12 protein-coding genes and 1 pseudogene are annotated in these 11,772 nt (G+C 61.2%); 9 read left to right on the top strand and 4 right to left on the bottom strand.

The features are described 5' to 3' along the window. Position 1: 1 nt before the first annotated feature. From ACLK1G_RS24015 to ACLK1G_RS23990, 6 genes and pseudogenes are all read left to right on the top strand, one after another. On the top strand, positions 2–406 hold the full coding sequence (locus ACLK1G_RS24015) for a type IV pilin protein (protein WP_420767634.1): 405 nt from the start codon (positions 2–4) through the stop codon (positions 404–406). Between the two features lie 56 nt (positions 407–462). Next, the gene (gene thiO / locus ACLK1G_RS24010; protein ID WP_420767633.1) at positions 463–1,563 is read left to right on the top strand and encodes a glycine oxidase ThiO; all 1,101 of its coding nucleotides are present in this window, start codon (positions 463–465) and stop codon (positions 1,561–1,563) included. Between the two features lie 186 nt (positions 1,564–1,749). Further along, positions 1,750–1,848: pseudogene (locus tag ACLK1G_RS24005) on the top strand (nucleoid-structuring protein H-NS); the annotation flags it as partial. A gap of 79 nt (positions 1,849–1,927) precedes the next feature. Then, positions 1,928–2,080: a hypothetical protein gene (locus ACLK1G_RS24000; protein WP_420767665.1), complete on the top strand. Its 153-nt coding sequence runs from the start codon at positions 1,928–1,930 to the stop codon at positions 2,078–2,080. 460 nt (positions 2,081–2,540) lie between these two features. Beyond that, positions 2,541–2,669, top strand: coding sequence for a hypothetical protein (locus ACLK1G_RS23995; protein WP_420767632.1), 129 nt, complete (start codon positions 2,541–2,543; stop codon positions 2,667–2,669). Continuing rightward, positions 2,645–2,734 carry a DUF6124 family protein gene (locus ACLK1G_RS23990; protein ID WP_420767664.1) on the top strand — a complete coding sequence of 30 codons (90 nt, stop codon included), beginning with the start codon at positions 2,645–2,647 and terminating at the stop codon, positions 2,732–2,734. The genes ACLK1G_RS23995 and ACLK1G_RS23990 overlap by 25 nt, the downstream gene beginning before the upstream one ends. Before the next feature lie 185 nt (positions 2,735–2,919). Here the strand turns inward: ACLK1G_RS23990 and ACLK1G_RS23985 are convergent, their stop codons facing one another. From ACLK1G_RS23985 to ACLK1G_RS23970, 4 genes are all read right to left on the bottom strand, one after another. Further along, entirely contained in the window at positions 2,920–4,266 is a 1,347-nt protein-coding gene (locus tag ACLK1G_RS23985) for a sigma-54-dependent transcriptional regulator (RefSeq protein WP_420767631.1), read from the bottom strand. After that, the gene (locus ACLK1G_RS23980; RefSeq protein ID WP_420767630.1) at positions 4,263–5,852 is read right to left on the bottom strand and encodes a two-component system sensor histidine kinase NtrB; all 1,590 of its coding nucleotides are present in this window, start codon (positions 5,850–5,852) and stop codon (positions 4,263–4,265) included. Before ACLK1G_RS23980 ends, ACLK1G_RS23985 begins: the two co-directional genes overlap by 4 nt. Further along, the gene (locus ACLK1G_RS23975) at positions 5,842–6,075 is read right to left on the bottom strand and encodes a PP0621 family protein (protein WP_420767629.1); all 234 of its coding nucleotides are present in this window, start codon (positions 6,073–6,075) and stop codon (positions 5,842–5,844) included. Before ACLK1G_RS23975 ends, ACLK1G_RS23980 begins: the two co-directional genes overlap by 11 nt. A gap of 122 nt (positions 6,076–6,197) precedes the next feature. Then, positions 6,198–7,214 (bottom strand): outer membrane protein assembly factor BamD, encoded by a 1,017-nt coding sequence (locus tag ACLK1G_RS23970; protein ID WP_420767628.1) that lies wholly within the window; start codon positions 7,212–7,214, stop codon positions 6,198–6,200. A 150-nt stretch (positions 7,215–7,364) separates the two neighbouring features. Between ACLK1G_RS23970 and rluD the strand changes: the two genes are divergently transcribed. From rluD to clpB, 3 genes are all read left to right on the top strand, one after another. Next, entirely contained in the window at positions 7,365–8,327 is a 963-nt protein-coding gene (gene rluD / locus ACLK1G_RS23965) for a 23S rRNA pseudouridine(1911/1915/1917) synthase RluD (RefSeq protein ID WP_420767627.1), read from the top strand. Next, positions 8,324–9,049, top strand: a complete 726-nt coding sequence (pgeF, locus tag ACLK1G_RS23960; protein WP_420767626.1) for a peptidoglycan editing factor PgeF — start codon at positions 8,324–8,326, stop codon at positions 9,047–9,049. The genes rluD and pgeF overlap by 4 nt, the downstream gene beginning before the upstream one ends. 130 nt (positions 9,050–9,179) lie before the next feature. Next, positions 9,180–11,744, top strand: a complete 2,565-nt coding sequence (gene clpB, locus ACLK1G_RS23955) for an ATP-dependent chaperone ClpB (protein ID WP_420767625.1) — start codon at positions 9,180–9,182, stop codon at positions 11,742–11,744. Positions 11,745–11,772 lie beyond the last annotated feature (28 nt).

The raw sequence follows: 11,772 nt of genomic DNA, 5'->3' as shown, positions 1-11,772 counted from the left end.
CATGCACAGATCCAACCGAGGTTTCACCTTGATCGAAATCATGATTGTCATCGCGATCATCGGTATCGTGATCACCATCGGCTATCCGAGCCTGACCGAATACATTAAAAAGGCCCGGCGTACCGAGATTGCCTCGCTGTTGTCGGAGCAGGCGCAGATCCTCGAGCGTCACTACTCGAAGAACAACGTCTATTCCAACGCGACCGGCCTGAGCACTGGGAATGATTTCTACACCATTATCCCTACGACCTTGACGGACCAAACCTTCACGTTGACGGCCGCGCGCAGGAGCGGCTCGTCCATGGCCGCGGACAAGTGCGGTGATTTCACGATCAACAACACGGGCAAGCGGGACATCGCGAACGCCGCTGCCGGGGTGACCGTCAAGGACTGCTGGGGCCGCTGAGTTTTCTATTGATGGGCGCGGCGTTGCGCCCTTTGTCTAATGAGTCGAAACAGAACATGACCAGGCAACAGCAAGTGGTGATCGTCGGCGGTGGGGTGATTGGCCTGCTGACCGCATTCAATCTGGCCTGCGAGGGGCAGCGCGTCGTGCTGCTGGATCGCTCCGGCGTTGGGCAGGAGTCATCCTGGGCGGGTGGCGGTATCGTTTCGCCGTTGTACCCGTGGCGTTATAGCCCGGCGGTCACCGCGCTGGCCCATTGGTCACAGGATTTTTATCCACAGCTGGGCGAGCGCTTGTTTGCCGCCACCGGGATTGATCCACAGGTGCATGTCACCGGGCTGTATTGGCTCGACCTCGATGACCAGGACGAAGCGCTGGCCTGGGCCGAGCGGGAAGGGCGTCCGTTGCGCGCCGTGGATATCTCGGCGGTTCACGACGCCGTGCCGGTGCTGGGCTCAGGGTTTTCCCGGGCGATCTACATGGCCGACGTGGCTAACGTGCGTAATCCCCGGCTGGTGAAATCCCTCAAGGCCGCGTTGGTAGCGCTGCCCAACGTCACGCTCCATGAGCACTGCGAAGTCCGGGGATTCATACGCGACGGTGAGCGCGTGGTGGGAGTGGACAGCTCGGCTGGAGCGATTCGCGGCGATCAAGTGGTATTGGCGGCTGGCGCCTGGAGTGGCGAGCTGCTCAAGACATTGGGCTTGAAGTTACCGGTCGAACCGGTGAAGGGGCAGATGATCCTGTACAAATGCGCGGAGGATTTTTTGTCGAGCATGGTCCTGGCCAAGGGGCGCTACGCGATTCCACGTCGTGATGGACACATCTTGGTTGGCAGTACGCTGGAGCGTGAGGGCTTTGACAAGACGCCGACCGATGCCGCGCTAGAGAGCCTCAAGGCTTCGGCGGTGGCGCTTATTCCTGAGCTCGCCGATGCCGAGGTGGTTGGGCACTGGGCGGGGTTGCGGCCTGGGTCGCCGAAAGGGATTCCCTATATTGGCGAAGTGCCAGGGTTTGCGGGGCTTTGGTTGAACTGTGGGCATTATCGCAATGGGCTGGTGCTGGCGCCGGCTTCGTGTCGGTTGTTTGTGGATTTGATGTTGGGGCGCGAGCCGGTGGTTGATCCTGTGCCTTATGCGCCGGGTGGGCGGTTGTAGTTGTGACCGGGTACATATCCATATCTGCGGTAATGGCTGCTTAGGGTTCCGCCCTTACGGCGGGTCACTTTTTTCAGACGCCAAAAAAGTAACCAAAAAGGCTTTGCCCCACCACTCGGTGCCTCGCCTAGGCTCGGCATGCCTTCACTCCGGCCTTGCTCAGCGGGCCGCCGCGAAGGGCCATCCATGGCCCAGCGCGGCTACCTCGGCATCCATGCCGAGGTGCCCACTGCGCAAGGCCTGCGTTCAGCCATCGTGGTTAACGGGGCGCCTCAGATCAAAATCAAAATCAACGGCAGTCACACTCCAATCCAAATTGTGGGATTTGCGGTGGCCCACAAATCTGTAGATCGTCATCAAGCTCATGCGGGTCCGTCCGCTGTTGCTGTTGCTGTTGCTGTTGCTGTTGCTGTTGCTGTTGCTGTTGCTGTTGCTGTTGCTGTTGCTGTTGCTGTTGCTGTTGCTGTTGCTGTTGCTGTTGCTGTTGCTGTTGCTGTTGCTGTTGCTCTGCTTTTGATTTTGATCTATACGCCCCGTTAAACCACGCTGGCCGAACGCAGGCATTGTGTAGTGGGCATCCCGGCATGGATGCCGGGATAGCCGCGCTGGGCCATGGATGGCCCTTCGCGGCGGGCCCACGGAGCAATGCCGGAGTGAGGGAACACCTCGCCTAGGCGAGGTGCCGAGTGGTGGGGCAAAAGCGCTTTGGTTACTTTCGCGCTTTTCGAAAGTGACCCGCCGTAAGGGCGGAACCCTAGGTAGCCGTTACGCAAAAATGGATATATCCACTGCCCTCAGCCAACGAGCCTTTGTGGGAATGGTCGGCCAACCGCCTGACCCAAGCCGAATTATCCGACAAGGTCTGGCGGTTGCCGGGTGGGAAGAACTCTCGCTAACCTATTCCCGTCGCTGCCAATTCAGCGTCCGGGCGTCGCGGCCCGCTAACTTGGTAATCCATTCCTCTTTGGAGTACCGCAATGTATGACAAGCCTTCTTCACCTTCAGAAAACAATAAAGCCTCTCCTGACGCCAGCCTTAACCCAGAAGGGTTCGATGAAGCCACCAAGCGCACCATCGACAAATCGCCCTGGGCGTACAGCAACTGATTGAACTGGGTGAATTGCTCGCCAATCGAGTGCTGGACGAGCAGGTGCCGGTGACCGGGCGGTAGACGGCGCCTCTACGGTAATCACAACCCATATGGCGAGGGAGCTTGCTCCCGCTGGGCAGCGCAGCAGCCCCAACAGCAACGACTCGGTCCGCCTGATACAGCGAGGTGCCAGATTAGGGCTGCGTTGCAGCCCAGCGGGAGCAAGCTCCCTCGCCACGGGATGAGCATGAACCCCAAGCCTTGAGCTAATCCAACCCCAACTTCTTCAACCGATATCGCATCGATCGAAACGACAACTTCAATCGTTGTGCCGCCGCCGTGCGATTCCAGCGGGTTTCCTCCAACGCCTGGAGGATGACCTTGCGTTCAACGTCTTCGAGGTAGTCTTCCAGGTTGTCGACCCGCACCAGGTCGGCATTGGCCACGTCGCCACCCGCGTAGCTCTCGGCAAGGCGCAGGTCATCGGCCTCGATCTGATGGTATTCGCAAAGGGTATAGGCCCTTTCCAGCATGTTTTCCAATTCCCGCACGTTGCCCGGAAAACGATAGTTGCGCAGAGCCTCGAGTGCTTGTGGGTGCAGCTTCGCCACAGGGTTGCCAGTGCTGGCGGCCAGGCGCTGGAGCATGTGGTTGGCCAGCGGTTCGATGTCTTCACGGCGTTCGCGCAGGGGCGGGACGCGCAGTTCGATGACGTTCAGTCGGTAGTACAAATCCTGGCGAAAGCGCCCGGCGGCGACTTCAGCGTCCAGGTCTTTATGGGTGGCACAGAGGATTCGTACGTCCACCACTTCTTCCTGCTGGCCTCCGACGGCGCGAACGGCTTTCTCCTGGATGGCGCGCAAGAGTTTGACCTGCATCGCCAGCGGCAGGTCGGCCACTTCATCGAGGAACAGCGTTCCGCCGTGCGCGGCCTGGAACAATCCGGGTTTGTCTTCGATGGCGCCGGTAAAGCTGCCTTTTCGATGGCCGAAAAACTCGCTTTCCATTAGCTCATTGGGAATCGCCCCACAATTGACAGGCACGAAGTGCTGACTGGCACGGGGCCCTTGCTCGTGGATCAGGCGGGCGACCAGTTCCTTGCCGCAACCCGATTCGCCGCTGATGTACACCGGCGCCTGGCTGCGGGCCAGTTTTTCGATGTGCTTGCGCACGCTGCGCATCGGTGGCGAATCGCCCAATAGACAGCGTTCGACGGTGGCGGCGGGCGGGATGCCCGCTGAAAGGCGCAGGGCGCTGCCGACCAGTTCCCGCAGGCGAGTCAGGTCCACGGGCTTGGTCAGGAAATCGAAGGCGCCGGCCTTGAGGGCGTCGATGGCGACGTCCAGGCTGCCGTAGGCGGTGATCATCGCCACGGGCAGTTGGGGATAACGTCGCTGGATATGTTTCACAAGTTCCAGGCCGGTGCCATCGGGCAGGCGCATGTCGGTCAGGCACAGGTCGAAGGCTTCGCCCGCCAGGGCGGATTGCGCCTCGGCCAGGTTCTTGGCGCTGCGGGTGTCGAGTTTCATCCTTCCCAGGGTCATTTCCAGGAGTTCGCGGATGTCCGGCTCGTCATCGACGACCAGGATTCGTTGCCGTGAGCGTGTATTCAAATCTGTTTCCGTCCGTGAGCAAAGGTGATGCGAAAGCAGCCGCCGCCGTGGCGTGGTTTGAAGTCTAGGCGGGCCTGGTTGCTTTCGCACAGCTCACGGGACAGATAGAGCCCAAGGCCGGTGCCCTGGTTGCTGGTGGTGAAGAACGGTTCGAACAGGTGTGTCTGCTGGTCAGGTGTCACGCCGGGGCCGTTGTCGCGGATGTCCAGTGTCGCCAGTTGACTGCGGGGATCGATGAATAGCTCCAGCCACGCCTCGGCCTGTTCATGGGCCATTGCGCTGTGGCGCCAGGCGTTGCGCAGCAGGTTATCCAGCACCTGGGCCAGCTGGCCGGGGTCCATCAGGGTGATGTAGTCGCCTGGAGCGATGTCCAGGTGCAACTGTTGGTGTTGCGCGGCGCTTTCCCTGGCCTGTTGGACGAATTGCTCCAACCAGGTGCGTAGATCCAGGCGTTGGGGCGCGGTTTGCTGGCGGCGTGACAGCTGCAGGACATTCTCGATGACGCGATTCATACGTTGGGAGTGATCTTGAATAATCTGCGTCAGACGCCGGTCCGCGTCGTTCAGTTCCTCGGACTCGCGCAGCAATTGCGCAGCGTGGCTGATCGCTCCCAGCGGGTTGCGGATTTCATGGGCGATACCGGCGGTGAGGCGACCGAGGGAAGCCAACTTCAGTTGCTGGGCGTGTTGGGCCACCTGGGCCAGATCTTCGAGAAATACCAGGATCTGCTGCTGATCCTGCGATCCCAGGGCGATAAAGCTTGGCTGCAACGTCAGGCCGCTGCCGCTGATGGTCAGGCTTTGCGGCCGCAGGCTGGGGTTGTTCAGCCATAGTTGCAGTCGTTCAACCAGGGCGCTCGATGAGTCGTCGATTCGCTGGCCGATCAGGTCATGCATGCCCAGCAGGTTCAAGGCGCTTTCATTGGCCAGTTGGACCCTGCGTTGACGATCCAGGACCAGGATGCCGGTGCGCATGCGTTGCAGGATCAATGCGTTGAGCGCTTCGAGGCTGAGCACTTCGCTTGCTCTTTGCTCGGCGAGGATCTCGCTCGCTTCCAGTCGTCGGGTCAGGCGCTGCACGAGCAACGCGGCGGCAAAGCACAAGGCGCCCAGGGTGCCCGCCTGCAAATAACTGCTGGGCCGGCTTGAATCGCTGAGGCCGAGCACGAAAGTCGAGCCGACGATTCCGAGGGTGGCCACGGCGGCGAGCAGAAGGCCGATTCGGCCGCGCAGCAAGGTGTTGCCGATCGCCACCGACACAATGATCAGGTTGCCGATGGCGCTGGGGGCGCCGCCCGCGACGAAGAACAGCCACGACAGCAGCAATATGTCGGTCAATGCCAGGCCAAACAGTCGCGCGGGGTGGCGAGTGTTCTCCAGGAACACTACCAGCAGGATGTTCAATATCAGGTATAACCAACTGCCACTGCGTAGCAGGTCGTCGTTGGCGAACTCCAGCAGGCGGTTGTCCATGTTGCTGGAGATCAACAGCACCAGGGTGATGCCGATGCTGAGGCGGTACAGGTGATAAAGACGCAGCAGGCGCTGCGCCTGTTTGACGCGAGGGCGTTCGTCCTTAGCGATCACGAGTGCCCGGGCCTTGCTCGAGATGAGCCTGGCTGCAGTACCATTGTTGCTGGAGCTCCAGCGCCCGGTCCCGTGGCAAGTGAACGCCGCAATGGGCGCAGCGAACCATCGGCGGCGCGTCCTGCTCCCGGGGCGAGTTGGACGCGGAGGAGGCACCCTTGAACTTGCGCCACAGCCATATCGCGGCGGCAATCAGTACGATCCAGAACAATAGACGAAGCATGGTGGGCGACTTTTTGGCTAGAGATCAGGCAGTTTAGCCAAGGACAGGAACGGCGCACAGCGCAATAAAACCCAGGCACAAAAAAGGAGACTCGCGAGTCTCCTTTTTCATCGGGCCGTGTGTCAGTCGAACAGGCCGAAGGTCATGTAGCTGAACCAGGAGCGGTCGCTGGACTCGCTTTCAGGCTCTGGCTCTTCGATCACGTCGCCATTTTCATCCTTTGGCTTGAGCTCGTTCGGAATGGCTTCCTTGGCATCCTGGAACTGACGCTGTACGTCCTGGTTGGCGCGGGTTTCGCCCGGTGGCAGCGGAGGACGGGACTCGATCAGGCCAAGGGTCGCCTTGCTCAGCCACGAACGGTTGTCGGCTTCGTCGACGCGTGGGGTGAATTGGCCGTCGACCAGGGAAGGGTGGTCGGGGTAGTTCAGCTTCAGGGTTTCCAGGCTGGTGGCCGCAAGTTCGTCCAGGTGCAGGCGCTGGTAGGCTTCGGTCATCACCGCCAGGCCGTCGCCGACCGATGGGGTTTCCTGGAAGTTTTCCACCACGTAGCGGCCACGGTTGGCGGCGGCAACGTAGGCCTGGCGAGTCAGGTAGTAATCAGCCACGTGGATTTCGTAGGACGCCAGCAGGTTGCGCAGGTAGATCATGCGCTGCTTGGCGTCGGGCGAATAACGGCTGTTGGGGAAGCGGCTGGTCAGCTGAGCGAACTCGTTGTAGGAGTCGCGCGCGGCGCCCGGGTCACGCTTGGTCATGTCCAGCGGCAGGAAGCGCGCCAGCAGTCCGACGTCCTGGTCGAAGGAGGTCAGGCCCTTGAGGTAGTAAGCGTAATCGACGTTCGGGTGCTGCGGGTGCAGACGAATGAAGCGCTCGGCGGCGGACTTGGCAGCTTCCGGCTCGGCGTTCTTGTAGTTGGCGTAGATCAGCTCCAACTGCGCCTGGTCGGCGTAGCGACCGAACGGATACCGCGACTCCAGCGCCTTCAGCTTGGCGGTGGCGCTGGTGTAGCTGTTGTTATCCAGGTCGTTCTGCGCCTGTTGGTACAGTTCGACTTCGCTCAGGTTTTCGTCTACGACTTCCTTCGACGAGCAAGCAGCAGTCAATGCGAGGATGGCGATCAGCAGCAGGTGTTTCACTTGCATGGCGGCTTGCGTCCCTATGACGGCCGCTGTCTTGGGCGGGGCCGTCCTGTTATGATGAGCGCCCCGTTGAAAGCCTCGGGGCAAAAGACGCCGTATTTAACCACAAGCGCGCAGCCGAAACCAAAGGCTGTGCCGACGCCCAGTCCGAGCATGTCCGATAAAATAGAACTTCGCGCAGAGGTGCCGTCCGAATTGGGCGGCCAACGCCTCGATCAAGTCGCCGCCCAACTCTTCGCCGAGCACTCGCGCTCGCGCCTTTCCGCCTGGATCAAGGACGGCCGCCTGACGGTGGACGGGGCGGTGATCCGCCCGCGCGACATCGTCCATGGCGGTGCCGTCCTCGAGCTGACCGCCGAGCAGGAGGCCCAGGGAGAATGGGTCGCCCAGGACATTGCCCTGGACATCGTCTATGAAGACGACGATATTCTGGTGATCAACAAACCTGCGGGCCTGGTGGTCCACCCGGCGGCCGGTCATGCCGACGGCACGTTGCTCAACGCCTTGCTGCACCACGTGCCGGGCATCATCAATGTGCCGCGCGCCGGTATCGTCCATCGCCTGGACAAGGACACCACCGGTCTGATGGTGGTCGCCAAGACCATCCAGGCGCAGACGCAACTGGTGACACAGCTGCAAAGCCGGAGCGTCAGCCGCATCTATGAGTGCATCGTGATCGGGGTGGTCACCGCCGGTGGCAAGATCAACGCGCCGATCGGCCGTCACGGCCAGCAGCGCCAGCGCATGGCCGTGATGGAAGGCGGAAAGCAGGCCGTCAGCCACTACCGCGTGCTTGAACGCTTCCGTTCCCACACCCACGTGCGGGTCAAGCTGGAAACCGGCCGGACCCACCAGATCCGCGTGCACATGGCTCACATCAATTTCCCATTGGTGGGCGACCCGGCCTATGGCGGTCGTTTCCGTATTCCACCGGCTGCCAGCCAGACCATGGTGGAATCGCTGAAGAATTTCCCTCGACAGGCGCTGCATGCGCGCTTCCTTGAGCTCGATCACCCGACGACCGGCAAGCGCATGAGCTGGGAATCGCCGCTGCCGGATGATTTTGTCTGGCTTTTGACGTTGCTCAAGCAGGACCGCGAGGCGTTCATCGGATGAATGACTGGCTGCTCCCCGACTGGCCCGCGCCAGCCCGGGTCAAAGCCTGCGTCACCACCCGCGAAGGCGGCGTCAGCCTGGCGCCGTTCGACAGCCTCAACCTGGGCGACCATGTCGGCGACGACCCCGCGGCCGTCGCTGAAAATCGTCGCCGCCTCACCGACCGATTCGCGATCACTCCGGCCTGGCTGCAGCAAGTCCACGGTATTGACGTGGTCGAGGCTGATCCGACCCAGGTGGTTACCGCTGATGCGAGCTGGAGCGCCACGCCGGGTGTCGCTTGCACGGCAATGACGGCCGATTGCCTGCCGGTGTTGTTCTGCAACCGCGCCGCAACCCACGTCGCGGCGGCCCATGCCGGGTGGCGCGGATTGGCGAACGGTGTGCTGGAAGCCACCCTCGATAGCCTTGCCATGCCCGCGGATGAAATCCTTGCCTGGCTCGGCCCGGCCATCGGTCCGCAAGCGTTCGAAGTCGGGCCGGAAGTGCGCGAAGCCTTTATTGCGCAACTGGCCGGAGCAGAGCGAGCCTTCGTACCCAGCCACAACACCGGCAAGTTCCTGGCTGATATCTACGCGCTGGCGCGCCTGCGTCTGGCGGCACGGGGCGTTATCGCCGTGTACGGTGGCGGCTTGTGCACCGTGACCGACCCACGCTTCTTCTCCTATCGCCGCAACGCGCGCACCGGTCGCTTCGCTTCCTTGATCTGGTTCGAACGCTAGACTCTCCTGATCTGTATCAACAGTGCGCTGCTTGAATCTTCCAGAATCGGCCACATCTATAGCGGTATCTGGCAGGTTTCTTCATTCAGGATGTTTCTTAGGTCCGGCCTGCTCAAAAGGAAGGTGACCCATGCGTATTGACCGTTTAACCAGCAAATTACAATTGGCCTTGTCCGACGCCCAGTCCTTGGCCGTCGGGCTGGACCATCCCAGTATCGAACCGGCGCATTTGATGCAGGCCATGCTCGAGCAGCAGGGAGGCTCGATCAAGCCGCTGCTGATGCAAGTGGGCTTTGACGTCAACAGCCTGCGCAAGGAGCTGGCAAAAGAACTCGACCAGTTGCCCAAGATCCAGAATCCGACCGGTGATGTGAACATGTCCCAGGACCTGGCGCGGCTGCTCAACCAGGCCGACCGCCTGGCCCAGCAGAAGGGCGACCAGTTCATTTCCAGCGAACTGGTGTTGCTCGCCGCGATGGACGAGAACAGCAAGCTTGGCAAGTTGCTGCTCGGTCAGGGCGTGAGCAAGAAAGCCTTGGAAAACGCCATCAACAACCTGCGCGGGGGCGATGCGGTCAACGACCCGAACCACGAGGAAGCGCGTCAAGCCCTGGATAAATACACCGTCGACCTGACCAAGCGCGCCGAAGAAGGCAAGCTCGACCCGGTGATCGGCCGTGATGATGAAATCCGTCGAACCATCCAGGTCCTGCAACGGCGCACGAAGAACAACCCGGTCCTGATCGGTGAGCCCGGCGTGGGTAAGACCGCCATCGCCGAAGGCTTGGCCCAGCGCATCATCAACGGCGAAGTGCCGGATGGGCTGAAGGGCAAGCGCCTGCTGTCTCTGGACATGGGGGCGCTGATCGCTGGCGCCAAGTATCGCGGTGAATTCGAAGAACGGCTCAAGGCCCTGCTCAATGAACTGTCGAAGCAGGAAGGCCAGATCATTCTATTCATCGATGAATTGCACACCATGGTCGGCGCCGGCAAGGGCGAAGGCTCGATGGACGCTGGCAACATGCTCAAGCCTGCGCTGGCCCGTGGTGAGCTGCATTGCGTCGGTGCGACCACGCTCAACGAATACCGCCAATACATCGAGAAAGATGCGGCGCTTGAGCGGCGATTTCAGAAAGTGCTGGTGGATGAGCCCAGCGAAGAAGACACCATCGCCATCTTGCGCGGCCTGAAGGAGCGCTATGAGGTCCACCACAAAGTGGCCATCACCGATGGCGCGATCATCGCGGCGGCCAAGCTCAGCCATCGCTATATCACCGACCGTCAGTTGCCGGACAAGGCCATCGACCTGATCGACGAGGCCGCCAGCCGTATCCGCATGGAAATCGACTCCAAGCCCGAAGTGCTGGATCGGTTGGAGCGACGCTTGATTCAACTCAAGGTCGAGTCCCAGGCGCTGAAAAAAGAAAGCGACGAAGCGGCGAAGAAACGTCTGGAAAGGTTGCAGGAAGAAATCGTTCGTCACGAGCGCGAATATTCCGATCTCGAAGAGATCTGGAATTCGGAAAAAGCTGAAGTCCAGGGTTCGGCGCAGATCCAGCAAAAGATCGAACAATCCCGCCAGGAGCTGGAAGCGGCTCGCCGCAAAGGTGACCTCAACCGCATGGCCGAGCTGCAGTACGGGGTCATCCCGGACCTGGAGCGCAGCCTGCAGATGGTCGACCAACACGGCAAAAGCGAAAACCAGCTGCTGCGCAGCAAGGTCACCGAGGAAGAAATCGCCGAAGTGGTGTCCAAGTGGACCGGCATTCCGGTCTCGAAGATGCTCGAAGGCGAGCGCGACAAGCTGCTGAAGATGGAAAGCCTGTTGCACCAGCGTGTGATCGGCCAGGAAGAAGCGGTGGTGGCGGTGTCCAACGCCGTGCGCCGGTCCCGTGCCGGGTTGTCGGACCCCAACCGTCCGAGCGGCTCGTTCATGTTCCTCGGCCCGACCGGTGTGGGTAAAACCGAGCTGTGCAAGGCGCTGGCCGAGTTCCTCTTCGATACCGAGGAAGCCATGGTGCGCATCGACATGTCCGAATTCATGGAGAAGCACTCCGTGGCCCGCTTGATCGGCGCACCGCCGGGCTATGTTGGATATGAAGAGGGCGGTTACCTGACCGAGGCCGTGCGTCGCAAGCCGTACTCGGTGATATTGCTCGATGAGGTCGAGAAAGCGCACCCGGATGTCTTTAACATCCTGCTGCAAGTGCTGGAGGACGGTCGCCTGACCGACAGTCATGGGCGCACGGTGGACTTTCGCAACACGGTGATCGTGATGACCTCCAACCTGGGCTCGACGCAGATTCAGGAGCTGGTCGGCGATCGCGAGGCGCAACGTGCCGCAGTGATGGACGCGATCTCCACGCACTTCCGGCCGGAGTTCATCAACCGTGTCGACGAAGTGGTGATCTTCGAGCCGTTGGCCCGGGATCAGATCGCCGGCATCACCGAGATCCAGCTGGGTCGCCTGCGCAGCCGCCTCACCGAGCGCGAGTTGAAGCTGCAACTGAGCGACGAGGCGTTGGACAAGCTGATCGCGGTGGGTTACGACCCGGTCTATGGCGCGCGGCCGCTCAAGCGAGCGATCCAGCGCTGGATCGAAAACCCGTTGGCGCAGTTGATTCTGTCCGGGCGGTTCATGCCGGGCGAAACCGTGACCGGTACCGTGGAAAACGACGAAATCGTCTTCAACTGAAGGCCGGCATCGCCGGATATTGGAATGG

The sequence above is a fragment of the Pseudomonas algeriensis genome, assembly GCF_048847255.1.
In the GTDB taxonomy this organism is placed as follows: domain Bacteria; phylum Pseudomonadota; class Gammaproteobacteria; order Pseudomonadales; family Pseudomonadaceae; genus Aquipseudomonas.
This window is presented reverse-complemented; position numbering and strand designations above follow the sequence as displayed.

Excerpts from the sequence above, each read along its gene's own strand:
- ACLK1G_RS24015 (WP_420767634.1), top strand. The coding sequence starts at position 2 with ATGCACAGATCCAACCGAGGTTTCACCTTGATCGAAATCATGATTGTC.
- thiO (WP_420767633.1), top strand. The coding sequence starts at position 463 with ATGACCAGGCAACAGCAAGTGGTGATCGTCGGCGGTGGGGTGATTGGC.
- ACLK1G_RS24000 (WP_420767665.1), top strand. The coding sequence starts at position 1,928 with ATGCGGGTCCGTCCGCTGTTGCTGTTGCTGTTGCTGTTGCTGTTGCTG.
- ACLK1G_RS23995 (WP_420767632.1), top strand. The coding sequence starts at position 2,541 with ATGTATGACAAGCCTTCTTCACCTTCAGAAAACAATAAAGCCTCTCCT.
- ACLK1G_RS23975 (WP_420767629.1), bottom strand. The coding sequence starts at position 6,075 with ATGCTTCGTCTATTGTTCTGGATCGTACTGATTGCCGCCGCGATATGG.
- ACLK1G_RS23970 (WP_420767628.1), bottom strand. The coding sequence starts at position 7,214 with ATGCAAGTGAAACACCTGCTGCTGATCGCCATCCTCGCATTGACTGCT.
- rluD (WP_420767627.1), top strand. The coding sequence starts at position 7,365 with ATGTCCGATAAAATAGAACTTCGCGCAGAGGTGCCGTCCGAATTGGGC.
- pgeF (WP_420767626.1), top strand. The coding sequence starts at position 8,324 with ATGAATGACTGGCTGCTCCCCGACTGGCCCGCGCCAGCCCGGGTCAAA.
- clpB (WP_420767625.1), top strand. The coding sequence starts at position 9,180 with ATGCGTATTGACCGTTTAACCAGCAAATTACAATTGGCCTTGTCCGAC.